General features: G+C 61.4%; 24 protein-coding genes. 5 read left to right on the top strand and 19 right to left on the bottom strand.

Features of this window, described 5'->3' with window-relative positions:
* Positions 1-43: 43 nt before the first annotated feature.
* Complete coding sequence (locus VV088_RS08225; RefSeq protein ID WP_334600219.1) at positions 44-220, top strand: ribbon-helix-helix domain-containing protein; 177 nt, start codon at positions 44-46, stop codon at positions 218-220.
* A gap of 109 nt (positions 221-329) precedes the next feature.
* Positions 330-533, top strand: a complete 204-nt coding sequence (locus tag VV088_RS08230; RefSeq protein WP_334600220.1) for a hypothetical protein — start codon at positions 330-332, stop codon at positions 531-533.
* Positions 534-587: 54 nt separating this feature from the next.
* Here VV088_RS08230 and nifJ read toward each other — a convergent pair whose 3' ends face one another.
* A complete protein-coding gene (gene nifJ / locus VV088_RS08235) occupies positions 588-4,262 on the bottom strand; it encodes a pyruvate:ferredoxin (flavodoxin) oxidoreductase (protein ID WP_334600221.1) in 3,675 nt (1,224 codons plus the stop codon).
* A 328-nt stretch (positions 4,263-4,590) separates the two neighbouring features.
* Complete coding sequence (locus tag VV088_RS08240; protein WP_334600222.1) at positions 4,591-5,277, bottom strand: hypothetical protein; 687 nt, start codon at positions 5,275-5,277, stop codon at positions 4,591-4,593.
* Positions 5,278-5,543: 266 nt separating this feature from the next.
* Between VV088_RS08240 and VV088_RS08245 the strand changes: the two genes are divergently transcribed.
* On the top strand, positions 5,544-7,061 hold the full coding sequence (locus VV088_RS08245; protein WP_334600223.1) for a YifB family Mg chelatase-like AAA ATPase: 1,518 nt from the start codon (positions 5,544-5,546) through the stop codon (positions 7,059-7,061).
* A 64-nt stretch (positions 7,062-7,125) separates the two neighbouring features.
* Here the strand turns inward: VV088_RS08245 and VV088_RS08250 are convergent, their stop codons facing one another.
* From VV088_RS08250 to VV088_RS08265, 4 genes are all read right to left on the bottom strand, one after another.
* The gene (locus VV088_RS08250; protein ID WP_334600224.1) at positions 7,126-7,539 is read right to left on the bottom strand and encodes a DUF3788 domain-containing protein; all 414 of its coding nucleotides are present in this window, start codon (positions 7,537-7,539) and stop codon (positions 7,126-7,128) included.
* 3 nt (positions 7,540-7,542) lie between these two features.
* Positions 7,543-7,815 (bottom strand): zinc ribbon domain-containing protein, encoded by a 273-nt coding sequence (locus VV088_RS08255; RefSeq protein WP_334600225.1) that lies wholly within the window; start codon positions 7,813-7,815, stop codon positions 7,543-7,545.
* Positions 7,816-7,896: 81 nt separating this feature from the next.
* The gene (locus VV088_RS08260; RefSeq protein ID WP_334600226.1) at positions 7,897-8,802 is read right to left on the bottom strand and encodes a helix-turn-helix transcriptional regulator; all 906 of its coding nucleotides are present in this window, start codon (positions 8,800-8,802) and stop codon (positions 7,897-7,899) included.
* The gene (locus VV088_RS08265) at positions 8,799-9,524 is read right to left on the bottom strand and encodes an NAD-dependent protein deacylase (RefSeq protein ID WP_334600227.1); all 726 of its coding nucleotides are present in this window, start codon (positions 9,522-9,524) and stop codon (positions 8,799-8,801) included. The genes VV088_RS08260 and VV088_RS08265 overlap by 4 nt, the downstream gene beginning before the upstream one ends.
* Positions 9,525-9,894: 370 nt before the next feature.
* Between VV088_RS08265 and VV088_RS08270 the strand changes: the two genes are divergently transcribed.
* Complete coding sequence (locus tag VV088_RS08270; protein WP_334600228.1) at positions 9,895-11,040, top strand: aldo/keto reductase; 1,146 nt, start codon at positions 9,895-9,897, stop codon at positions 11,038-11,040.
* Between the two features lie 36 nt (positions 11,041-11,076).
* Here the strand turns inward: VV088_RS08270 and yihA are convergent, their stop codons facing one another.
* From yihA to VV088_RS08325, 11 genes are all read right to left on the bottom strand, one after another.
* The gene (gene yihA, locus VV088_RS08275) at positions 11,077-11,667 is read right to left on the bottom strand and encodes a ribosome biogenesis GTP-binding protein YihA/YsxC (RefSeq protein WP_334600229.1); all 591 of its coding nucleotides are present in this window, start codon (positions 11,665-11,667) and stop codon (positions 11,077-11,079) included.
* Between the two features lie 10 nt (positions 11,668-11,677).
* On the bottom strand, positions 11,678-14,113 hold the full coding sequence (lon, locus tag VV088_RS08280) for an endopeptidase La (protein WP_334600230.1): 2,436 nt from the start codon (positions 14,111-14,113) through the stop codon (positions 11,678-11,680).
* A 107-nt stretch (positions 14,114-14,220) separates the two neighbouring features.
* Positions 14,221-15,543 carry an ATP-dependent Clp protease ATP-binding subunit ClpX gene (gene clpX, locus VV088_RS08285; protein ID WP_334600231.1) on the bottom strand — a complete coding sequence of 441 codons (1,323 nt, stop codon included), beginning with the start codon at positions 15,541-15,543 and terminating at the stop codon, positions 14,221-14,223.
* 25 nt (positions 15,544-15,568) lie between these two features.
* Positions 15,569-16,150 (bottom strand): ATP-dependent Clp protease proteolytic subunit, encoded by a 582-nt coding sequence (locus VV088_RS08290; RefSeq protein WP_334600232.1) that lies wholly within the window; start codon positions 16,148-16,150, stop codon positions 15,569-15,571.
* 117 nt (positions 16,151-16,267) lie between these two features.
* Positions 16,268-17,650: a trigger factor gene (gene tig / locus VV088_RS08295; protein ID WP_334600233.1), complete on the bottom strand. Its 1,383-nt coding sequence runs from the start codon at positions 17,648-17,650 to the stop codon at positions 16,268-16,270.
* A gap of 213 nt (positions 17,651-17,863) precedes the next feature.
* Positions 17,864-18,550, bottom strand: coding sequence for a metallophosphoesterase (locus VV088_RS08300; RefSeq protein WP_334600234.1), 687 nt, complete (start codon positions 18,548-18,550; stop codon positions 17,864-17,866).
* Positions 18,551-18,553: 3 nt separating this feature from the next.
* Positions 18,554-20,038 carry a threonine synthase gene (thrC, locus tag VV088_RS08305; protein WP_334600235.1) on the bottom strand — a complete coding sequence of 495 codons (1,485 nt, stop codon included), beginning with the start codon at positions 20,036-20,038 and terminating at the stop codon, positions 18,554-18,556.
* 72 nt (positions 20,039-20,110) lie between these two features.
* Complete coding sequence (locus tag VV088_RS08310; RefSeq protein ID WP_334600236.1) at positions 20,111-20,482, bottom strand: YraN family protein; 372 nt, start codon at positions 20,480-20,482, stop codon at positions 20,111-20,113.
* Positions 20,479-21,084, bottom strand: a complete 606-nt coding sequence (locus tag VV088_RS08315) for a ribonuclease HII (RefSeq protein ID WP_442913122.1) — start codon at positions 21,082-21,084, stop codon at positions 20,479-20,481. The genes VV088_RS08310 and VV088_RS08315 overlap by 4 nt, the downstream gene beginning before the upstream one ends.
* An 81-nt stretch (positions 21,085-21,165) precedes the next feature.
* Positions 21,166-22,041, bottom strand: a complete 876-nt coding sequence (gene ylqF, locus VV088_RS08320; protein ID WP_334600239.1) for a ribosome biogenesis GTPase YlqF — start codon at positions 22,039-22,041, stop codon at positions 21,166-21,168.
* Entirely contained in the window at positions 22,038-22,727 is a 690-nt protein-coding gene (locus VV088_RS08325; RefSeq protein WP_334600240.1) for a hypothetical protein, read from the bottom strand. The genes ylqF and VV088_RS08325 overlap by 4 nt, the downstream gene beginning before the upstream one ends.
* 102 nt (positions 22,728-22,829) lie before the next feature.
* On the opposite strand from VV088_RS08325, the gene VV088_RS08330 reads away from it, so the two are divergent.
* Entirely contained in the window at positions 22,830-23,600 is a 771-nt protein-coding gene (locus tag VV088_RS08330; protein ID WP_334600241.1) for a TraX family protein, read from the top strand.
* Positions 23,601-23,605: 5 nt separating this feature from the next.
* Here VV088_RS08330 and VV088_RS08335 read toward each other — a convergent pair whose 3' ends face one another.
* Together VV088_RS08335 and rplS are read right to left on the bottom strand one after the other, a co-directional pair.
* Positions 23,606-24,082 carry a GNAT family N-acetyltransferase gene (locus VV088_RS08335; protein ID WP_334600242.1) on the bottom strand — a complete coding sequence of 159 codons (477 nt, stop codon included), beginning with the start codon at positions 24,080-24,082 and terminating at the stop codon, positions 23,606-23,608.
* Positions 24,083-24,150: 68 nt separating this feature from the next.
* Positions 24,151-24,492: a 50S ribosomal protein L19 gene (gene rplS / locus VV088_RS08340; protein WP_334600243.1), complete on the bottom strand. Its 342-nt coding sequence runs from the start codon at positions 24,490-24,492 to the stop codon at positions 24,151-24,153.
* Between the last annotated feature and the right edge of the window lie 32 nt (positions 24,493-24,524).

Consider the following 24,524-nt stretch of genomic DNA (forward strand, 5'->3'; position numbering starts at 1 on the left):
AACAACGCTATACTTGTTGTAGCAACTGAAAGGTGGTGAAACAGTGGTTGCACGTATGGGCCGTCCTGTATCTGACAACCCCAAGGACTTCATGCTCCGGGTCCGGCTGGACAAGGAGACGCTGGAACAGCTGGACGAGTGCTGCGAAGCGGAACAGCTCTCCCGGTCGGAGGTCGTCCGTAAGGGGATCAAGGAACAGCACGGCCGCATCAAAAAATAGAAACAACCCGCCCACTACCACATGCACGGATTGTTTCTATCACACCAAGCCCGAAGGTCTGGTAAATCTGATTATGCCACATCTCCGGGAAAAAATCAAGGAGGAAACCATGAGTTTACGAGAAGATTTGGATAAATTGGACATCGCGGTCCATAACGTATCTCAGGGAATTAACGCACTGGGGGTCATGGCGCTGGGGCTGTCCCATGCAAAGGACCCCTATGCGCAGGGCTTCAACGCACTGTACAACTATCTGTTCGACGCAAACCAGGCGTTACATAAGCATCTGGATTCCTGTTGGAGCGCGCTGTAAGCAAAAAACCGCCCCGCTGCCGTGAAGCAGTGGGGCGGTTTTGTATTCTGAGGATTATTCCTCGCCAAACATGGCCTGGAGACGGGTCAGCTTGTCGAACCGCTTCTTGGCGGTCTCCTCGTTGAGGGCGAACAGCTCCTTGGCGCGGTCGGGGAAGGACCGGGTCAGGGCGGAGTAGCGGGCCTCGTTGAGGAGGAACTCCTGGTAGCCGCCGGCGGGGGCCTTGCTGTCCAGGGTGAAGGGGTTCTTGCCCTCCTTCTTCAGGTCGGGGTTAAACCGGAACAGATTCCAGTAGCCGCACTCCACGGCCTTCTTCATCTCGACCTGGCAATTGGCCATACCGCCCTTGATGGAGTGCATCTCGCAGGGGGAGTAGGCAACAATCAGGGAGGGGCCGTGATAAGCCTCGGCCTCAGCGATGGCCTTCAGGGTCTGGTTGGGGTTGGCGCCCATGGAGATCTGAGCCACATAGACATAGCCGTAGGTCATGGCGATCTCGGTGAGGGACTTCTTGGGCATCACCTTACCGGCGGCGGCAAACTGAGCCACCTGGCCGATGTTGGAGGCCTTGGAGGCCTGACCGCCGGTGTTGGAGTACACCTCGGTGTCGAAGACGAAAATGTTCACGTCCTCGCCGGAGGCCAGGACATGGTCCACGCCGCCGTAGCCGATGTCGTAGGCCCAGCCGTCGCCGCCGAAGATCCACACGGACTTCTTGGCCAGGTAGTCCTTCTCGTCCAGAATCTCCTTGACCAGCTTGCAGGCGTCGCAGTCGCAGTACTTGGCGCCGGAGGCTTTCAGCTCCTTGGCGTGGGCCTGGAACTGAGGCAGCTGGTCGCCAAAGACCTCGGCGGCCTTGGGGCTGGAGGTAAAAGCGACGATGTCGTCCACGGTCATGATGCTCTCTTCCAGTAGCTTGACATACTCCTTGGTAGCGGCCTCGTTGGCCTTGCCGTCCTCCATGGTGTCCAGCCACTTCTGAGCGGCCTCCTTCAGCGGGCCATAGGTGTGCTCCACCGCAATCAGGGCCTTGGTCTTCTCGGCCAGGCGGGTGCGGATGGCCTTCTGGCCCAGATACATGCCCAGGCCGTGCTCGGCGTTGTCCTCAAACAGGGAGTTGGCCCAGGCGGGACCCTTGCCCTCAGCCGTGGTGGCGTAGGGGGAGGTGGCGGCGGGGCCGCCCCAGATGGAGGAACAGCCGGTGGCGTTGGAGATATACATCCGGTCGCCGAAGAGCTGGGTGATCAGGCGGGCATAGGCGGTCTCGGCACAGCCGGCGCAGGAGCCGGAGAACTCCAGCAGAGGCTTCTTGAACTGGGAACCCTTGACGGACAGGTCGGCCATATCCTCCTTGATGCTGACGTTGGCCACCATATAGTTGAACACGTCCTGCTGGGCGGCCTCCTGCTCCTGGGGTACCATGGCCAGAGCGTCCACCGGGCAGGTCTTCACGCACACGGAGCAGCCCATGCAGTCCAGGGGGCTGACGGCGATGGTGAACTTGTACTGGCCCTTGCCCTTGCCAGCCTTGACGTCCACGATCTTGGCGGCCTCGGGGGCGTTCTTGGCCTCCTCCTCGGTGAGGGCGAAGGGACGGATGGTGGCGTGGGGGCAGACATAGGAGCACTGGTTACACTGGATACACTTGGAGGAGTCCCAGGCGGGCACGGCCACGGCCACGCCCCGCTTCTCGTAGGCGGCGGCGCCCAGCTCGAAGGTGCCGTCGGCATAGGGGGAGAAGGCGGAGACGGGCAGAGAGTCGCCGTCCATGCGGTCCACGGGATCGAGGACGTTGCTGACCAGATCCACCAGCTTGGCGGGACCGGTATGCTTGTTCTCCTTGGGGGCGTCCTGGGCATCCTTCCAGGAAGCGGGAACCTCAAACTTCTTGAAGGCGGTGGCGCCGGCATCAATGGCCTTGTGGTTCATGTCCACGATGTCCTGGCCCTTCTTCAGGTAGGAGTGGGTGGCGGCGTCCTTCATATAGCCGATGGCCTCGTCGCCGGGCATGACCTTGGCCAGGGCGAAGAAGGCAGACTGGAGGATGGTGTTGGTGCGCTTGCCCATGCCGATCTCCTGGGCCAGGTCGATGGCGTTGATGGTGTAGACCTGGATGTTGTTCTCGGCAATATACCGCTTGGCCACGGCGGGCATGTGCTTGTCGACCTCCTCGTCAGACCACTGGCAGTTGATGAGGAAGGTGCCGCCGGGCTTCACGTCCCGGACCATAGGGAAGCCCTTGATGATATAGGCGGGCACGTGGCAGGCCACAAAGTCGGCCTTGTTGATATAGTAGGGGGCGCGGATGGGCTTGTCACCGAAGCGCAGATGGCTGACGGTCACGCCGCCGGTCTTCTTGGAGTCGTACTGGAAGTAAGCCTGCACGTACTTGTCGGTGTGGTCACCGATAATCTTGATGGAGTTCTTGTTGGCGCCCACGGTGCCGTCGCCGCCCAGGCCCCAGAACTTGACCTCAATGGTGCCCTCGGCAGCGGTGTTGGGAGAGGGCTTCTCCTCCAGGGAGAGACCGGTGACGTCGTCCACGATGCCGATGGTGAACTTCTTCTTGGGGGCGTCCTTGGCCAGCTCCTCGTACACGGCGAAGACGGAACGGGGCGGGGTGTCCTTGGAACCCAGGCCGTAGCGGCCGGCGATGACGGTCTTGTCACAGATGCCGTTCTCAGCCAGAGCGGTGATCACGTCCTGATACAGGGGCTCGCCCAGGGAGCCGGGCTCCTTGGTGCGGTCCAGCACGGCGATCTTCTTGCAGGTGGCGGGGATGGCGGCGATGAGCTTGTCGGCCCGGAAGGGGCGGTACAGGCGGACCTTCACCATGCCCACCTTTTCGCCATGGGCGTTCATATAGTCGATGACCTCCTCGGCCACGTCGCAGAAGGAGCCCATGCAGATGATGACGCGGTCAGCGTCGGGCGCGCCATAGTAGTTGAACAGCTGATAGTCGGTGCCCAGCTTGGCGTTGATCTTGCCCATATACTCCTCGACGATCTCGGGGAGGGCCTCGTAATACTTATTGGAAGCCTCACGGTGCTGGAAGAAGATGTCACCGTTCTCGTGGGAGCCGCGCATGGTGGGATGCTCGGGGTTCAGAGCCCGGGCACGGAATTCGGCCACAGCGTCCATGTCCACCATCTCGGCCAGATCCTTGTAGTCCCAAATGGCCACCTTCTGGATCTCGTGGGAGGTGCGGAAGCCGTCGAAGAAGTTGATGAAGGGAACGCGGCCCTTGATCGCGGCCAGGTGGGCCACCGGAGCCAGGTCCATGGTCTCCTGCACGTTGCCCTCGGCCAGCATGGCAAAGCCGGTCTGGCGGCAGGCCATCACATCGGAGTGGTCGCCAAAGATGTTCAGCGACTGGGCGGCCACGGTACGGGCGGACACATGGAACACGCCGGGCAGCAGCTCGCCGGCGATTTTGTACATGTTGGGGATCATCAGCAGCAGGCCCTGGGAGGCGGTGTAGGTGGTGGTCAGGGCGCCCGCGTTCAGAGAGCCGTGGACGGTACCGGCGGCGCCGGCCTCAGACTGCATCTCGATGACCTTCACGGTGTTGCCAAAGATGTTCTTCTGGCCCTGGGCGGCCCACTGGTCCACATAGTCGGCCATGGGGCTGGACGGCGTGATGGGGTAAATGCCGGCTACCTCGGTAAATGCGTAGCTGACATAGGCCGCAGCGTTGTTGCCGTCCATGGTTTTGAATTTTCTTGCCATAGAGGTTCCCTACTTTCTTCCTAATTTTCTGAGGTTGCGATGGTGCTTCTCTGCTCTATTTTACAGGCCTGTCCCCATCGAACCAATTGCCAAAACAGTTATAATCTTGATAGGCAAACAGTTATATCGGGACAGACCCGCGCCCCCCTGGCAGACTGGGGCTGAGCTCGGGATTCCATACACGGTATAGTGTATCACTTTTTCCTGCGTTTGTAAACTTGCCAGTGAAAATTTCCCCCGCAAATTTTCACATTGTCCCGGCAGGCAAAAACCCGCCCCGCCAGCGGTCCTGGCGGGGCGGGTATTAAGTAAAGGGTTATGCCGGGGATCAGCCGCCCATAGCGGTGGTGGAGATCAGCTCACCAAACTTGGCGGCGTCGGTGGGAATCCAGATCTCCTTGACCTTGCCCTCGACCTCCATGCTGGTCAGCTCAAAGTCCACGTCGAAATCAGCGGTCTTGTCGGTGGGCTCAATGCCGGCGATGGCGCCGGCAACAGCGGACAGAAGGGAGCCGAACGCATCCTCCATATCGCCGCTGGTGAACAGCTCGGGGTCCAAGGTGCTCATGGCCTCCGTCATAGCCTGGGTCAGGGCCTCGGGATCGAAGGTGTTGACGGTGCAGGTCACCACAGCGGTACCCGCCTTCTCGTCAGACTCCTTCACCTTGGCGGTGAGCTCCACGCTGCTGAACATGGACATAAACGCGTCGACAAACTCCTGCATCTCCTCGGCGCTGACGGTATAGCCCATGCTGGAGAAGTTGGCCACCAGCTCGTCAGACAGCTCCTCATAGACGCTGCCGTTCAGCCCCATGGCAGTGCGGGCCGCGTCCTCATCGGCGTAGCCGAACAGCTCTACCGCCTTAGAGGCGTCGTCTTTCAAAATCATTTCATAGAGGGCTACCGCTACCTGGTCAGCAGCAATGGGAGCCTCCTTTTTGCAGCCGGTCAAAGTCAGGGAGAAAAGCATGACCATCGCCAGCAGCAACGCGGGGATTCTATGGGTTTGTTTCATTCAAATCGCTCCTTCTTCATATTCATTCTGAAGGCACCTTGTCCTGCAACTTCGTTGCAGGACAGAAGGGTACCCTTCTGTTTCACTATATTACCATACTGCAAAACATCATGCAAGCTAAGAATTCCGGCATTTCTCACAAGATTCCCCTTGAGTGCCATCCTATTTATCTGCTCTTTTTTCATCCCATTTCCTATGTTGCAATTTCCACCAAATACCGTTACAATAGGTTTGAACGAAATTTCACCGAACGGAGCGGTAAGACTATGGTACGATCCATCCAATCTCTGGGGCTTCAAGGGGTCACCGGCTACCTGGTGACCGCCGAGTGCGACCTGTCCAGCGGCCTGCCCGCCTTTACCGTGGTGGGCCTGCCCGACGCCGCCGTCAACGAGGCCCGGGAGCGGGTACGGGCCGCCATCAAAAACTGCGGCTTCACCTTCCCGGTCAGCCGGATCACCGTCAATCTGGCCCCCGCCCATCTGAAAAAGATCGGCACCCTGTACGATCTGCCCATGCTGGTTGGCATTCTGGCCGCCGGAAAGCAGCTGCGCCTGCCCAAGGAGAACTGCGCCTTTCTGGGGGAGCTGTCTCTGTCCGGCCAGCTGCGGCCCTGCGCGGGGATGCTGTCCATGGCCCTGGCCGCCAAGCGGGAGGGGATTGAAGCCCTGTACGTCCCCGAGGAAAACGCCGCCGAGGCCACTCTGGCAGAGGGACCCACCATCTACCCCGTCCGGGATGTGGCCCAGCTGGAGCGCCACCTGATGGGGGATGAACCCATCTCCCCCGCCCCGCCCTGGGCGCCCAACCCCGCCGCCTTCCACTGCCCTGATCTGTCCGAGGTGAAGGGCCAGGAGCAGGTGAAGCGGGCGCTGGAGATTGCCGCCGCCGGGGGACACAGCGTTCTCATGTCCGGCCCGCCGGGGACAGGCAAGTCCATGCTGGCCCGCCGTCTACCCGGCATCCTCCCCAACATGACCCGTCAGGAGGCGCTGGAATGCACCGAAATCCACTCCATCATGGGCCAGACCAGCGCCAGGCAGCCGCTGATTACCCTGCGGCCCTTCCGCTCCCCCCACCACACCGTGTCCGCCACCGGCATGGCCGGAGGAGGCTCCAACCCCCGGCCAGGGGAAATTTCCCTGGCCCACAACGGAGTACTCTTCCTGGACGAGCTGCCCGAGTTCCCCAAGGAGGTGCTGGAGGTCCTCCGCCAGCCTCTGGAGGACGGCCAGGTGCAGATCTCCCGGGCGGCGGGCACCGTCACCTACCCCGCCCGGTTCATGCTGGTGTGTGCCATGAATCCCTGCAAGTGCGGCTGGTACGGCCACCCCTCCGGCCGGTGCCGCTGCTCCCAGGCGGAGGTGAAAAAGTACCTGTCCCGGCTGTCCGGACCCCTGCTGGACCGGCTGGATCTGTTTGTAGAGGTGTCCCCCCTGGAGTTTGACGAGCTGTCCCAGCGGGAGCGGACGGAGACCTCCGCCCGGGTAAAGGAGCGGGTGGACGGCGCCAGAGCCCTCCAGACCGGGCGGCAGAGGGACACCGGCGTCCCCTGCAACGCCCAGCTGGACCGGGAGGCCCTGGACCACTTCTGCGCTCTGGACGAGGGCTGTCAGCGGCTGATGAAGGGGGCCTTCGACCGCATGGGCCTCACCGCCCGGAGCTACGACCGCATCCTCCGGGTGGCCCGCACCATCGCTGACCTGGACGGCGGCGGGGACATCTCTCCCACCCACCTGGCCGAGGCTTTGCAGTACCGGCCGCCGGAGTATTTACGACGATAAACAAACATGGACGGCGATCCGCCGTCCATGTTCTTTTCACCCTGATACCCGATATGCAGCAGCTTCACGTTCTGTTCGGCCTTCTTTTGATTGCCAACAGCCGAAGGAAATCGTCAAATAAAGAAGTATCCACCGGCTCAAACATGATCCATTTCCCGTCATGATACGTTTGAGCTTCGCTATATGTTTCCTGAACTTCTTTTGCGTAGCTGTCTTGATCTGCTTCGAATTTCAACCGCTCCTCTTTCCCCAAGATGACCATAAACCCGATGCAGTTTTCTCTTGCATACAACGCGCACAGCGTCTTGCCGCCCCGGCGGTATTTATACTCATATTTCCACGCTTTACCGCCCTTGTTCCACAAATGATCCATATCATAGGTTTCATCAATCCGCGTACACAGCCTGTTCCATACAGCATACAGAGACGGCCCGACGAGAGCTGCCATTTCTTCTTCGCCGGGAATCATATCAGCCATCGTTCATTCCTTTCTCCACCGCTTCAGGGTGGGGAACCAGCCCCGCATCATCTTCTCCGCCTCCTTCTGGGGGCCGAAGGGGTGGCCGTTCTCCTCGTTGAACTTCAGGTTGAAGGCGATAATGTCGTTCATGGTGGCGTCGGGAGCGGTAAAGGCTCCGTTCTGATAGCAGTAGCGGCAGTAGTCGCCGCTGAGGGCGCCGCCGGCCTCGGTGCCCTGGTCCTCGGGCTTGTCCAGAGGCATGCCGCAGCACTGGCAAAATTTACGTTCTTCCATTGAGAAAACCTCCTTATGTTGGACGGGGTCTGTTCCCCTGTCTCTGACATAAGGATACGCCGCAAAACCGGACAGGGTCTGTCAGGTTTCATAAACCTTCAGCGCTTTTTTCAGCTCCCCTTTCAGGATGTCCCGCCAGTAGTCCGGCGACTGCACCTCCAGCTGACCGCCGAAGGACAGCAGAAAGGACAGCAGCCACTGGTCCTCGGGAAAGGTACAGCTCACCAGGAGGGAGCCGTCCGGCTGGGCGGTGATCTCCCGGGGGTGGAAGTAGTCCCGTACCCGCCAGGCGGCGGAGGGGGCGAACCGCAGCCGCAGGTCCACTCCCCGGTTTCCGTCGGGCGGCGAAGCCTCCAGCCACTCCGGAGGCTGGCGGGGCGGACAGGTCCCCTCCTCCGGCACAAGGCGCTCCATCCGCACCAGACGGAAGATACGCCAGTCCTGCTTCTGACGGCAAAAGGCGGACAGATACCAGCATCCCGACTTGAACACCAGCCGGGCGGGCTCCACCGTGCGGCGGCTCTTCTCCCCAGCGGAGCTGTAGTAGGTGAAGGACAGGGGGGAACGTTCCAGAATAGCCCCCTTCACCAGCGCAAAATTTTCCCGCTCCACCGCGCCGCTGCCCCAGTCTGTAAAGTCCACTTCCAGCCAGCCGTCCCCCTCCCGGCGGAAGAGGGCGGACAGCTGGGACAACGTCTCCCGCTCCTCCGTCCCGCCGGTGGCCAGGATGGCCTGGAGAGCGAACAGAATCTCGTCCTGCTGCGCCCGGGACAGCAGCGCCTTGTCCAGCACGAACTGGTCCATCAGGCGGATGCCGCCCCCCTGGCCCTGCTGGGTGAACACCGGGATTCCGGCGGCGGACAGGGCGTCGATGTCCCGGTAGATGGTGCGCTCCGACACCTCCAGCCGCTGGGCCAGCTCCCTGGCGGTGAGGGTACGCTTCTCCACCAGGAGGTATAAAATCTCAAAGAGGCGGCCGTTTTTCATCGGACCTCAATCTGTTCCAGCACCTGGCCGATGGGCAGGTTGATGGCCAGGTCGGCCCGGCTGTCGTAGGGGGTAGGACTCTTGTTGATGAGCACCAGCCGGGAGCCCTGATAGTAGTTGATGAGCCCGGCAGCGGGGTAGACCGCCAGAGAGGTCCCGCCGATGATGAGCAGGTCGGCGGAGAGGATATCCATTACCGCCCCCTCCATGGTGGCGCTGTCCAGGCTCTCCTCGTAGAGGACCACATCGGGCTTGACTGTCCCGCCGCAGGAGCACTTGGGCACCCCCTGCCCCGCCTTGATGTCCTCCACTGTGCAGGGCTTGCGGCAGTTCATGCAGTAGTTGCGGTGGACCGAGCCGTGAAGCTCCCAAACCCGCTTGGACCCCGCCTTCTGGTGCAGGCCGTCGATGTTCTGGGTAACCACAGAGCGCAGCCTGCCCGCCGCCTCCAGCTCGGCCAGCTTCTTGTGAGCGGCGTTGGGCTGGGCATCCAGGCAGAGCATCTTGTCCCGGTAGAAGCGGTAAAATTCCTCGGGCTGGGCGTCGAAGAAGGTGCGGCTGAGGATCTCCTCCGGGGGCCAGGCGTACTTCTGGTTGTACAGGCCGTCCACACTGCGGAAATCCGGGATGCCGCTCTCGGTGCTCACCCCCGCCCCGCCGAAAAACACAATGGCCCGGCTCTCGTCAATCCACTGCTGTAAGGTTTTTATTTTTTCGTCCATGGGAAGCCCTCCTTATAAACTGGAAGTTACCATTTTCCTTTCACAATTCGTCCTCCGACCAAAATGCCGGAAAAGATAACAGTGAAAAACAAGAACGTAAGCCAGATCGGACTTAGTACCCAAAGCCAGGACCACGAAATCAATCCCGTCGCTTTTAGCACAACAAAAATCAGTGTTAAAACAACTAGAGGGTCTACCCCAGACCGTTTAACTTTCTTCTCCATACATATAAGCACCTCCAAAAACGAGATTTATCGTTCTAATTATATCACTGCCACCCTTCAACGTCAACGCACAGGAAATCTCCCTCTTGACTTAAACCCGGCTTCAAGTGGTAAGATGGCTCCAATCAAACAGAAGGAGGACGGTCATGAATTACCGTACATTGGGCCGCACCGGGCTGAAGGTCAGCGAGATCGGCATGGGCTGCGAGGGCCTCGTGGGCAAAAGCTATGACCAGGTGAAGGAATTTGTGGACCAAATGGAGGAGTTGGAGGTCAACTGCATCGACCTGTACACCTCCAACCCGGAGGTCCGCTCCAACCTGGGGCGGGCTATGGAGGGGCGGAGAGACAAATTTGTCCTGCAATCCCACCTGTGCTCCGTCTGGAAGAAGGGCCAGTATCTGCGCACCAGGGACATCAATAAGGTGAAAGCCGGCTTTGAGGAGATGCTCCGCCTACTGAACACTGGCCACATTGAAATCGGCATGATTCACTACTCGGACGCTCTGTCCGACTGGCAGGAAATTGTCAACGGCCCCATCATGGCCTACGCCCAGGAGCTGAAGGCAGCCGGGAAAATTGGCTGCATCGGCCTGTCCAGCCACAACCCGGAGGTGGGGCAGGCGGCGGTGGACAGCGGGCTCATCGACGTGCTCATGTTCAGTGTCAACCCCTGCTACGACCTCCAGCCCGCCAATGAGGACGTGGAGCAGCTGTGGGCGGAATCCGCCTACGAGCACCGGCTGGTGAACATGGACCCCCAGCGTCAGGCCCTGTATGAGAGCTGCCAGCGCAGCGGAGTGGGCGTCACGGTGATGAAAGCCTTCGGCGGCGGCGACCTGCTCAGCCAGTACTCCCCCGCCGGGGTGGCGCTCACCCCCTTCCAGTGCCTGCACTACGCCCTCACCCGGCCCGGGGTGGCCTGCGTCATGGCGGGGGCCAGGACGGTGGAGGAACTGGTCCAGTGCGCCGCCTACGAGAAGGCTCTGGACAGTGAAAAGGACTACGCCGCCGCCTTCGCCGCCATGCCCAAGATCAGCTGGGAGGGCCACTGCATGTACTGCGGCCACTGCGCCCCCTGTCCCCAGGGCATCGACGTGGCGTCGGTGACCAAGTTCCTCAACCTGGCCAAGGCCCAAGGCGGGGTGCCCGAGACAGTGCGGGAGCACTACGCGGTCCTTCCCCACCACGCCGGGGAGTGCCTGGCCTGCGGGGCCTGTGAGAAGCGGTGCCCCTTCTCGGTGTCCATTGTGGAGAGCATGAGGCAGGCCGCGGAGCTATTCGGAACCTAACATAAAACCCTCCACCAGACTGGTGGAGGGTCTTTTTTATGCGATCCCCGCGAGGATGGCCTGGAGCAGCTCCTCCCGGCCGGTCCCCTTCTCGGCGGAGAAGGGGATCAGCTGATCCTCCTCCCCCAGCTCCAAGGTGTCCCGGATGAGCTGGAGGTTGGACTCGATCTCGCTCTTTTTCAGCTTATCCAGCTTGTTGGCCACGATGATAAGTGGACAGCCCGTGTCCTTGAACCAACGAAACATGGTGCCGTCGTCGGCGGTGGGCTTGTGGCGGGAGTCCACGATCATCACCCCCAGGGTCAGCAGGTCGGGCCGGGCAAAGTAGTCCTCCATCAGCCGCCCCCACCGGTCCCGCTCCGCCTTGGACACCTTGGCGTAGCCGTAGCCGGGCAGGTCCACCAGATAGAAGGTCTTATCGATGTTGAAGTAGTTCACATGGACGGTCTTCCCCGGCGCGGCCCCCACCCGGGCGAAGTTTTTCCGGTTGAGCAGCCGGTTGATCACCGACGACTTGCCCACGTTGGACCGTCCGGCAAAAGCCACCTGGGGCAGGCCGTCCTGGAGGAAGTTTTTCGGGGAGACGGCGGAGAGCACAAACTCCGCGTTCTGCAAATTCACCGTCATAGCGCCCTCCTCACTGGCTCATCCGGGAGCTGCCCTCCCCCTGGGACGCGGGCGGGACAGCGGGAAGCTCCGGGGTCTTTCTGGGCCGCCCCCGCTTGCGGACGGGCGCCGCATCCACCGGCTTGTTGAGGGCGTTGGCCAGCACCTGGTCCGCCCGTTCCACCAGGATGAACTGGAGGGCCTTGCGGACGGTCTGGTCGATCTCCTCCAGGTCCTTGGCGTTATCGGCGGGGAGGATCACCGTCTTGATGCCGTTGCGGAAGGCGGCCATGGTCTTCTCCTTCAGTCCTCCGATGGGCAGCACCCGTCCCCGGAGGGTGACCTCCCCAGTCATGGCGATTCCCCGGCGCACCGGGACCCCCGTCAGGGCGGATACCATGGCGGTGGTGATGGCAATGCCGGCGGAGGGGCCGTCCTTGGGGACAGCGCCCTCGGGAAAGTGGACGTGGATGTCCTTTTCCTTGTAGAAGTCAGCAGGGAGGTTCAGCCGGCCGGCCTGGCTGCGGATGAAGCTGAAGGCGGCGTGGGCCGACTCCTTCATCACATCCCCCAGATTTCCCGTGAGCTCCACCTTGCCGGAACCGGGGACCACGTTGACCTCCACCTCCAGCAGCTCGCCCCCCACCGAGGTCCAGGCCAGACCGTTGACCACTCCGGTCCGCTCCTCCAGGGCCTGGCGCTCGGGGTGGTACCTGGGCACACCCAGGTATTCTTCCAGGTCCTTTTCGGTAACCTTAACGGCTTTCGCCTCCTCTGATACCACCTTCATGGCCGCCTTGCGGCAGACGGCGGCCAGACGGCGCTCCAGCACCCGGACCCCCGACTCCCTGGTATAGGCGGCGATGATCTCCCGCAGCGCCCCGTCCGACACCTTGAGCTGGGGCTTGGTCAGGCCGTGGCGCTCCCGCTCCTTGGGCAGCAGGTGCTTTTTGGCAATCTGCACCTTCTCCTCGTCGGTGTAGCTGGACAGCTCGATGACCTCCATCCGGTCCAGCAGGGGCCGGGGGATGGTGTCGGTGGTGTTGGCGGTGGTGATGAACATCACCTGGGACAGGTCGAAGGGGACCTCCAAAAAGTTGTCCCGGAAGGTGGAATTCTGCTCCCCGTCCAGCACCTCCAGCAGGGCGGAGGAGGGGTCCCCCCGGTGGTCCCGGCCCAGCTTGTCGATCTCGTCCAGCAGGATCAGGGGGTTGCAGCTCTGAGCCTGACTGATGGCGGTGATGATGCGACCGGGCATGGCCCCCACGTAGGTCTTCCGGTGGCCCCGGATCTCCGCCTCGTCGCTGACGCCCCCCAATGAGATGCGGGCCAGCTTCCGGTTCATGGCCCTGGCCACCGACATGGCGATGGAGGTCTTTCCCACCCCCGGCGGGCCCACCAGACAGATGACCTGCCCCTTCAGCTCAGGGGCCAGCTGGCGGACGGCCACAAACTCCAACACCCGCTTCTTCACCTTATCCAGGCCGAAGTGGTCCTGGTCCAGCGCCTTCTGGACGGCGGCCACGTTGATCTTCTCCTTGGTAGTTTTCCCCCAGGGCAGCTCCAGGCAAATATCCAGGTAGCTGCGCAGGACGGTGCTCTCCGAGGAGCTGTAGGACTGCTTGGCCAGACGGCCCAGCTCCTTGTTCAGCTTCTCCCGCACCAGATCGGGCAGGGCAGCCTGAGCGATTTTCTCCCGGTACTCCTCGATGTCGTCGGCCTCCTCCCCCAGCTCGGTCTGGATGGCCTTCATCTGCTCCCGGAGATAGTAGTCCCGCTGGTGGTCGCTCATCTGCTCTCTGGCCCGCTCCTGAATCTCCTGGTCCAAGGAGAGGATCTCCACCTCCCGCTCCAGCAGGCGGTGGAGCTTCTCCAGCCGCCGGGCGGGGCGCAGCTCCTCCAGGATGGACTGCTTGTCGCTGTTGCGCATGGGGATGTTTTGGGCGATATAGTCGGCAATGTGCCCGGGGTCCTGGCTGGCCAGCACATGAATCATCAGGTCGGGGGCCAGCTTGGGGGACAGCTCCGCGTAGCTCTGAAACAGATCGTAGGTGGAGCGCATCAGGGCCTCGGTCTTGGCGCTCCCCCGGGCAGGGGAGGCGGGGACGGCGATCTCCTGCACCTCCGCCTCCAGATGGGGGTCGGTGCGCAGCAGCTGGAGCAGGCGGCCCCGGGCCGCCCCCTCTACCATCACCCGCACGTTGTCCCCCGGCATGCGGAGGATCTGGCGGATGTTGGAGATGGTACCCACCTGATATAGGTCATCCAGCTCCGGCTCCTCCACCGAGATGTCCTTCTGGCCCACCAGAAATACAGGACTCCCAGCGGTCATGGCCGCCTCCAGAGCCCGAACCGAGGCCGTGCGGGCCACCTCAAAGTGGATGAGTACATTGGGAAACACCGTCAGCCCCCGCAGAGCGATGGCTGGCATGGTGGCAGTGTGGAGGATATCCCATTCCTTGCTCATGTCGCTTCACTTCCTTTCCAGGGATGCGAGGCCCCGCAAGGGAGCCTGTTTTCAGGATAGCACAGACGCCCCGCTCCCATAGGGCGGGGCGTCTGACGTCTCCTCAGTTATCCGGCGCGGCCGTGGTCCCGGCGGCGGGGCTGCTCCACCTGAACGCTGGCCTTGCCCAGCTTGGGGCGCTGGGTGCGCTCCGGGTCATGGGTCAGCTCCGGCGGGACCCCGTCCCGGACGCACGCGCCGGTGATGGTCACCTTGACAATGGTGGGTTCGGAGGGAATGTCGTACATGATCTGGTTCATGACCTCCTCCAGGATGGCCCGCAGGCCCCGGGCGCCGATCTCCCGGGCCACCGCCCGGTCGGCCACCGCCTCCAGCGCCTCCTGGGTGAACTCCAGCTCCACCTCGTCGTAGTTGAGCAGCACCTGGTACTGCTTCACCAGGGCGTTTTTGGGTTCGGTGAGGATGCGCACCATCTGGTCCCGGTCCAGAGACTCCAGGGTGGTGACCACTGGCATGCGGCCCACCAGCTCGGGGATGATGCCGTACTTCAGCAGATCCTGGGGCTGGATCTCGTTCATCAGCTCTCCTACGTTCTGCTCCTTCTTGCTCTTGATCTCGGCGCCGAAGCCCAGGGAACGTTTGTCCAGGCGGTGCTCGATGATCTTGTCGATACCGTCAAAGGCGCCGCCGCAGATGAACAGGATGTTATGGGTGTCGATCTGGATGAACTCCTGGTGGGGGTGCTTCCGCCCGCCCTGGGGGGGGACGTTGGCCACGGTACCCTCCAGAATCTTCAGCAGGGCCTGCTGCACGCCCTCGCCGGACACATCCCGGGTGATGGAGGTATTTTCGCTCTTCCGAGCGATCTTATCCATCTCGTCGATATAGATGATGCCTCGCTCGGCCAGCTCGATGTCGTAATCAGCGGCCTGGACCAGGCGCAGGAGGATATTCTCCACGTCGTCGCCCACATAGCCCGCCTCGGTGAGAGTGGTGGCGTCGGCAATGGCGAAGGGCACCTTCAGCACCCGGGCCAGGGTCTGGGCGAAGAGGGTCTTTCCGCAGCCGGTGGGACCCATCAGGAGGATATTGCTCTTCTGCAGCTCCACGTCCTCCGCCCCGCCAAAGTAGATGCGCTTATAGTGGTTGTACACCGCCACCGACAGGGCCACCTTCGCCTTCTCCTGGCCGATGATATACTGGTCCAGAACGGCGTGGATCTCCTTGGGGGTGGGGATCACGTCGGGAATGTCGCCGGGGAACTGCTCCAGGTCGTCCAGCAGCAGGGGCTCCGCCCCCATGGCCTCCATACACAGGTTGACACACTCGTTGCAGATATACACCCCGGGACCGGCGATCATCCGCTGCACCTGATCCGGGTGCTTGCCGCAGAAGGAACAGCGGACCTTTCTCTCATCATTGTTTGCCATGGGATACACCTCAATTTCTTGGGAATTACCGTTTGTCAATCACTTTATCCACCAGACCGTACTCCATAGCCTCCTGGGCAGTCATGAAGTTGTCCCGCTCGCAGTCGGCGGTCACCACCTCGATAGACTTGCCAGTGTTTTCGGACAGGATGCGGTTCATCCGGCTTTTGATGATCTCCAGCCGGCGCAGGTGGATGGCCATATCGGTGATCTGGCCCTGGGTGCCGGCGGAGGGCTGGTGGATCATGATCTCCGAATTGGGCAGGGCCAGCCGCTTGCCCTTGGTCCCGGAGGACAGCAGAAAGGCGCCCATGGAGGCTGCCATGCCGATGCAGATGGTGGACACGTCGCACTTGACGTACTGCATGGTGTCGTAGATGGCCATGCCGTCGGTGACCGAGCCGCCAGGGCTGTTAATGTAGAACTGAATCTCCTTGTCCGGGTCCTGGGCCTCCAGATACAGCATCTGAGCCACCACCAAAGAGGCGGTGGTGGAGTTCACCTCCTCAGACAGCATGATGATACGGTCGTTGAGCAGGCGGGAGAAGATGTCGTAGGACCGCTCGCCCCGGTTGGTCTGTTCTACTACATAGGGAACTAAGCTCATGTTGATACTCCTTTTTCAGTTGAGATACCTGATTATACCCATTGCAGGGAAAATTCATTCCGTTTGATAGACACGTGCGCCCGGGGCGGCCAAAACCGCCCCGGGACGTATTCCAGTTTACTCCTCAGCAGGCTCCTCGGTCTTCTTCTTGGCCCGGGTGCGCTTAGGCTTCTCCTCGCCCTCGTCTTCTTTTTTGGCAGCCTTCTTGGGGGCGGCCTTCTTCTTAGCCTTGCCCTCCTTGGCGCTGGACAGCACCAGCTCGCTGGCCTTCCGCAGGCTCAGGTCCTTCTTCAGCGTATCGGCGGTCACAACCGCTTTCACCTGATCCGCCTCCATGCTGTACTGCTCCGCCAGCTTGGCGATCTCCGCCTCATACTCCTCGTCGGAGACCTCGATGTTCTCCGCCTTGGCCACTGCGGTGAGGGCCAGCTCCATCTGCACCTGCTTCAGGGCGGAGGGCTTAGCCGAGGCCCGCATCATCTCGGGGGTCATGCCCATCATGGACATGTACTGATCCATGGGGATGCCCTGGCTCTGGAGGCGCATGGCGTAGTCGTCCATCAGCCGGTCGGTCTGGCTCTCCACCATCCCATCCGGGATCTCGCACTCCATGTTCTCTACCAGCTGCTCCATGATGTCGTTCTCAAAGTCGGCCTGGGCCTGGGCCTTCTTCCGCTCCAGCAGCTTGTCGCCCAGGTCCTTTCGGAAGTCGGCCAGGGTCTCAAACTCGGACACGTCCTTGGCAAACTCGTCGTCCACCTCGGGGGCCTGGGACTCCTTCACCTCGTTGCACTTCACATGGAAGACCACCGCTTTGCCGGCCAGGTCGGCGTGATAGTCCTCGGGAAAGGTGATGTCGATGTCCTTCTCCTCACCGGCCTTCATGCCGATGACCTGCTCCTCAAAGCCGGGGACGAACATGCCCGCACCCAGCTTCAGGTCGTAGTTCTCGCCCTTGCCGCCCTCAAAGGGGGTGCCGTTGTCGAAGCCCTCAAAGTCGATGACGGCGGTGTCCCCCTTCTTGGCCTTGCGCTTCACGCTGACCAGACGGGTGGCACGGTCGATATAGGGCTTGAGCTCCTCGTCGATGTCCTTCTCGGTGACCTTGGCCTCCTCCTTGGGGGCGGTCAGGCCCTTGTACTCGCCCAGCTTGGCCTCGGGGCGGACGGAGACCAGCGCCTTGAAGGTAAAGCCCTCCTTGCCCACCTCCACGATCTCCATCTTGGGGTAGCCCACGTCGTCCAGGCCCTGCTCCTTCACGGCCTCCTCGTAGGCAGCGGGGTAGACCTCGTTGATGGCGTCCTCATAGAACACGCCGGAGCCGTACATGCCCTCGATGATCTTCCGGGGGGCCTTGCCCTTGCGGAAGCCGGGGACGTTAATGCGCCCGCGCTGCTTCAGATAAACCTTCTGAACGGCAGCCTCGAACTGACCGGCCTCCACCTGGATGGTGAGCTCAACGGTGCTCTTTTCTTTCTTCTCAACACTGGTGACCTTCATTTGTCAATTTCCTCCTGTCGGTCCCGTCTCAGCGTCTTGGCGGCGGGGCCTTTTTACTTTCGCCACGATATTTTACCAGATACGCGGCCGCTTGAACAGTCTTTTTTTGAAATTTCCCTGATTTTTTCCTTTTTTATTTTCAACGAACATCCTAATCAGGCATTTTGACGGGGCCAAATACGAAAACACGCCCCAAGGGAGGCTTTTATGCTTCTACAGGATGCACACCGGCCGGAAGCCCACATAGTCGGCGGCCACCAGACGATAGTCTACTGACCCCTGCCGTCCGGTAACGGCCAGGCGGTGGCTCCCCCCGTGGAGGTGGCCGTAGCAGCACAGCTCCACCCCGTACCGCTCCAGCAGGTCGATGATCTCCTGACAGCGGTACCCCTGGTACAGGGGCGGATAATGGAGAAAGCAGATTTTTTGCTGCTCCCCCGCCGCCTTCAGGGACGCCTCCAGCCGGATCAGCTCCCGGCTGAAGATCTTTGCGGAGTGCTCCCCCCGGTCCTCCTCATAGAACCAGCCCCGGGTGCCGCACAGGGCGGTGTCTCCATAGAGGCGGCAGTTGTTGTGGAGGATGTCCAGGGTGGAAAAGCCGTTCTCCTCAAAAAAGCGCTTCATCTTGCTGGCAGTGGTCCACCAGTAGTCATGGTTGCCCTTGAGGAGCAGCTTGCGCCCTCCGGGCAGGGCGTCCAGAAAGGCAAAATCCTCCCGGGCCTCCTCCAGGCTCATGCCCCAGGATACGTCCCCGCATATCACCACGGTGTCCTCCTGGGACACGACCTGAAAGCCCTCCCGCAGCTTGTCCACGTAGCCCGTCCAGCTGCCGCCGAACACGTCCATGGGCTTGCCGCTGGCCAGGGACAGGTGGGTGTCTCCAATGGCGTACAGAGACATGGCTCACTCCAGCAGGGACCGCACTGCATCCACCATGTGTTCCTTCTCCACCACCTGGGTGAAGCGGACCTTCTTGTCCCGCAGCCCGGCCAGAGGGGCGGGGGCGGGTTGGCCCGTCCGGGCGGTGAGCTGGTCCAGGGCGTCCAGTCCGGAGGCGGCGCTGGTCTCTCCCAGAGCCGCCAGCACGCTGGAGCAGAATTTGAAGGGGCTGGCGGTGGAGGCCACGATGGCGGGGGTGTCGTCCCCGGTCTCCTGCCGGTACTGCTCCAGGGCGGAGAAGGCCACGGCGGTGTGGGTGTCGATGAGGTAGCCGTTGGCCTCGAACATGGCCCGGATCACCCGCTGAGTCTCCTGGTCGTCGCAGAAGTAGCCCTTGAACCGCCTCTGCAGCTTTTCCTTCACCCGGTCGCCCACCTGATATTTCCCCGTCTCGGACAGTTGGTTCATGTAGTGCGCGACCTCCGCTGTGTCCTGGGTGAGGGCCAGCAGCAGCCGCTCCAGGTTGGAGGAGATGAGGATGTCCATAGAGGGGGACATGGTGTTGTAGAAGGTCCGGTTCCGGTCGTAGACCCCCTCCCGCAGGAAGCCGGTGAGGACATTGTTCCGGTTGGAGGCGCAGATCAGCTGATCGATGGGCAGGCCCATCTCCCGGGCGTAGTAGGCGGCCAGGATATTGCCGAAGTTTCCGGTGGGGACGCAGACGTTCACCGTCTGGCCGGGGGCGATTTTCTCATCCCGGAGCAGGTCGCAGTAGGCGGAGATGTAGTAGACGATCTGGGGCAGCACCCGGCCCCAGTTGATGGAGTTGGCGGAGGAGAAGAAATACCCCTTGTCGGCCAGCTCCTGGCGCAGGGCCGCGTCGGAGAACAGCCGCTTCACGCCGGTCTGGGCGTCGTCAAAGTTGCCCACCACGGCGGACACCCCCACGTTGCTCCCCTCCTGGGTGACCATCTGCAGCTCCTGGACCTCCGACACCCCGTCCTTGGGGTAGAACACCAGAATCCTGGTGCGCGGCACATTCTTAAAGCCCTCCAGCGCCCCCTTTCCCGTGTCGCCGGAGGTGGCCACCAGGATGCACACCGTCTTCTCCTCCTCGGTCTTCACCAGGGAGGCGGTGAGCAGATGGGGCAGCATCTGCAGGGCCATGTCCTTGAAGGCGCAGGTGGGACCGTGCCACAGCTCCAGGCAGTGGGTATTGCTGTCCACCGTGCGCACCGGGGCCACCGCCGGGGAGTCGAACTTGTCCGGGCCGTAGGCGGCGTTGGCAAAGTCGGTGAGCTCCCGGACGGAGAACTCCTCCAAAAACTGCTTCATGATGTACACTGCCCGCTGCTGGTAGGCCATGTCCCGCATGTCCTCCAGCGCCTTGCCAGGCAGCTTTGGGATGTAGAAGGGGGTCAGCAGTCCCCCGTCCCTGGCCAGGCCCTGGGCAATGGCCTGGGCGGCAGAGTATTGGATGGTGTTGTCCCGCGTGCTGATATACCGCATGTCGATCCTTCCTTACCTTTGTATTGTCGGCTTCTATTATGCCAGTTTTCTGGAAAATGGTCAAGAGATTTATCAAGAAAAGGCGTTTTCCAGGTGGATGATCTCCGGCCGGGGCGTGGCTTCGCCCTGGGCCGCGTAGATCTCGATCACGTCGAAGCGGGGCTGGAGGTCCACCGGGCGCTGGGACAGATAGAGCAGGGCGGCGGCGCGCAGCCGGTCCTGCTTCCGCCGGTCCACAAAGGCCGCCGCGCTCCCATAGGCGGCGCTTTTGCGCAGCTTGACCTCCACAAAGCACAGGTATGTCCCGTCCTCCGCGATCAGATCGACCTCTCCCAAGCGGCAGCGCCAGTTGGCGGCGGAGATGGAATACCCCTTGTCCCGCAGGTACTTCGCCGCCAGCTCCTCCCCCCAGCGTCCCTTCCGGCGGCTGTCCTGACCGCTCACAGGTTTTTCAAAAAGGTCCGGCGGTGGATGGGACTGGGCCCGTGGACCCGCAGCAGCTGGTAGTGGAGCTTGGTGGGGTAGCCCTTGTGCCGTTCAAAGCGGTACTCCGGATACTGCTGCGCCATGGTCTCCATAAACCGGTCCCGGCTCACCTTGGCCAAGATGGAGGCCGCCGCGATGGAGGCGGACAGACTGTCCCCCTTCACCAGACACCGGTGGGGCGTGGTGATGGCGGCGGATTTTCCGTGATCCCGGTTGCCGTCGACCAGGGCGAAGTCCGGCCTTTGGGACAGGCCGTCAATGGCCAGCTGCATGGCCCTCATCCGGGCGCTGAGGATGTCTGTCTCGTCAATCTCCTTGGCGTCCACCCAGGCCACCGACCAGTCCAGCGCCCTCTCCTGGATGACGGGAAACAGCTTATCCCGCTGTTTGGGGGTCAGCTTTTTGGAGTCGTCCAGGCCGGGGATGTCCTCCCCAACGGGCAGGATCACCGCCGCCGCGTACACCGGCCCGGCCAGAGGACCTGCCCCCGCCTCGTCGCAGCCGCAGACAAGGGCGCGGCCCTCCTCCATCGCTTCTTGTTCGTACTGCCAAAAACTCATCAATTTCCGCTCCCTTCGTCCCCCCCGCCGGGGGCGTTCATGCATAGCTCCACCAGAGACCTTCTTTGCCAAGGGGTCCTGTTACGCCTCCGGCGCCTCCAAGGTGAATGTTCCCAGCTTTGCGCCCCGGTACTCGTCCAGGAGGACCCGGGCCATGCGTTCGGTGTCCAACCCGCCGCCGGAGACGCGCATCCCCCGCTTGGCGGCGGCGGCCTGAAGAAGCCGGTAGCCCCAGGTCACGTCGTTCTCTCCCTCCTCCCGGAGGGGGAGCTCCTGCAGCTTATAGGCGTCCAGCAGCGCCTGGGGGTACCGCTCCCCCAGCAGGGCCATGAAGTGACAGCCCAGCGTCTCCACGTCCATGATTTCGTCCTTCACCGCACCGGTGAAGGCCAGGTGCATGCCGGTGAGCTCGTCCTCAAACTTGGGCCAGAGGATGCCGGGCGTGTCCAGCAGATCCAGGCCCTGGTCCACATGGACCCACTGCTTCCCCCGGGTGACGCCGGGGCGGTCGCTGGCCTTAGCCGACTTCCTTTTGGCCACCTTATTGATGAAGGTGGATTTTCCCACGTTGGGCACCCCTACCACCATGGCCCGCACCGGACGGCCCACCTGGCCCTTCTCCCGCCATTTGGCAATCTGGTCCTTGAGCACCCCCTGGATGACGGCGGAAAACTGGCTGATCCCCCGTCCGGTCTTGGCGTCTGTCTCCAGCACGGAGCAGCCCTGGCTGCGGAAGCGGGCGGTCCAGACCTTGTTCTGAGCCGGGTCAGCCTGGTCGGCCCGGTTGAGGACGATCAGCCGGGGCTTGCCCGCGCAGATGGCGTCGATGTCCGGGTTGCGGCTGGAGACGGGGATGCGGGCGTCGATGATCTCCACCACCACGTCCACCAGCTTCAGATCGGCCTCGATCTGCCGCCGGGTCTTGGTCATGTGGCCGGGGTACCATTGGATGTTCATAGCTTCTGCTCCTTTTTGATCTCCGTCAGGACGTGCTCAATCTCCTGAAACGCCTCCTGGAACCGAGGGGCGTTCCAGGTCTGGCGCGCACGGTCCAGCAGCTGCTCCGCCTGACTGTACTCCTGCTTTTGAATGGCCGCCAGTATATCCACAATCGCGATGTTTCCCCCATACAGCCCGCCCTTCCGCTGGGCTTCAAAAATGCTTTGGCTGTCACGATACAGCGCCAGAGCCTTCTCCCCCTGCCCGGTTTGAAAATAACAGGTGCAGAGATTCAGCCGGCAGACCGTCTTCACCGCCGTGCCCACCAGCCTCCTGTCCGAGATTCCCTCCAGCAGCTCGATGGCTTTGCCAAACTCCTTCAGGTCAATATACCCGGCGGAGAGGTTCATCGTCAAAATATTTCTCAGACTCTGCCCCTTGGCGGTTTTCAGAAGCTGTTCCACTCCGGCGATGTACTCCCGGGGCTTTTGGGCCTCCAGCAGCGGAACCAGCTTTTGCATCCTCTTCTGGTAAAAAATAGTGTAACCCACATTGACCAGCACTGCCCCCAGCACAACGACTGCCGCTGCGGCCCAATACCAGCGCAGAAAAACATCCCGGTCGATGTGCAGCGCCATTTGAAGGGCGACTAACACCAGTCCGCTGCACACCCCAATCACAATGATCTTCCAAATCCGCTTCATCCGCTCCACCCTTCTTTCAGAAATTTGTAAGGAATTTGACCGCTTTTTTGTAAGAAATGTTTGGTATCCTCTCCCTGTCATTTTTTTAAGGAGGGAACCACATTGAGTTTTTTCGCGTTAAAAATCATCGCCCTGCTGTCCATGCTGTGGGACCACGTCACTTACGTCTGGCCGCTGGCCCTGACGGTGGAGGTCCTGTTCTTCCCCGACGCTGCCGAGACCATCCCGGCGCTGCTGGTTCTCCAGCGGGCCACCGACTACATCGGCCGCATCGCCGCCCCCATCTTCCTGTTCTCCATTGCCAACGGCTACCGCCACACCCGCAACTTTAAAAAGTACGCCCTGCGGCTGCTGGTCTTCGCCTGCCTGGCGGAGTATCCCTACTATCTCCTGTTCGGCTTCCATGGGAACATCATGTTCACCCTGCTGCTGGGCCTGCTCACCCTGCGGCTGATGGACTGGGGCAACGGGAAGCGGGACGGGCTGGGGTATGTCCTGGCCGCCGGGATGGTAATCACCGCCGAGCATTTCGCCCTCGCTGAGGGAAAGGGGCGTTATCTTCTCTTCATCCTGGTATTTTATCTCACCGAACAGTGGCCAGTTCGGAAAAAGGCCCTGCTGTGGCTGTTTCTCATGCCCCTGTCCCGGTACAGGCTGGCCTGGATGCTTTTCTCTGAACAGCTTTTTACCTGGCGGTGGCTCCATATGCTGTGCATCAACGCGGTGGGGCCTCTGCTGGGGGTGGCGTTCACCTTCTTCTACAACGGAAAGAAGGGTCCCACTTTCCCGGGGGACAAGTACCTGTGGTACGTCTTCTACCCCGCCCACCTGCTGGCGCTGGGGCTGGCGCAAAAGGCGCTGCTGGGCATGTAAGCCTGTTATCCCAGACGATTTACCATAATATACTCCTCTTCCGTTTCACCGACAATCTCAAAGCCTGTATTCTGATACAGTTTAACCGCATAGTTGGCCTTTTGAACCGCAAGGGACGCCTTCTCATACCCACAGCTTTTCAAAATGGCAAGCATCCGCCTCATCAGTTCGGTTCCGATTCCAAGGCCCCGGTATTCCCTGTACAGAGAAATTGCAAAGGAGGGCGTCTCATTGTCAATATGTCCATAATCGTTCATCATACGAACCCAGACCGCTCCCGCAACCCTGCCGTCCACCTCCGCAACGAGAGACCGGTCATGTTCCTCGTGTCCAAAACCGGCAATATAAACTTGCAGTTCCGGGATTTCCAATATGGATTTCGACGGCGGAGCCGTTCCTTCCGGCACAAAAATCGCCTCATATAAAAAATGCTTCAACAGAGGATATTCTGACTCTTTCATCGCTCTTATCCTGTAATCCATACGAAATCTCCATAACAAACACAGTCAAATTTAAGAAAAAGGAGCGGCACAGCCGCTCCTTTTTTGAATCACAGCAATTCCTTGACCTTGGCGGCCTTGCCCACGCGGTCGCGCAGGTAGTACAGCTTGGCGCGGCGCACCTTGCCCTTGCGGACAACCTCCACCTTCTCCACAGAGGGAGCATGGAGGGGGAACACCTTCTCCACGCCGATGCCGTAGGAGATGCGGCGGACGGTAAAGCTCTCCTCGATGCCGCCGTGCTTCTTGGCGATGACGGTGCCCTCAAAGACCTGGATACGCTCCCGGCTGCCCTCCTTCACCCGCAGGTGAACGCGGACCGTGTCACCGATGGACACCTTGGGGGGCTCGGCCTTTGTGTACTTTTCGGTAAATGCTTTCATCAGATCCATGAAAATTTCCTCCTGTTGTATAGGCGTTCATT

The sequence above is a fragment of the Lawsonibacter sp. JLR.KK007 genome (genome assembly GCF_036941135.1).
GTDB lineage: Bacteria > Bacillota > Clostridia > Oscillospirales > Oscillospiraceae > Lawsonibacter.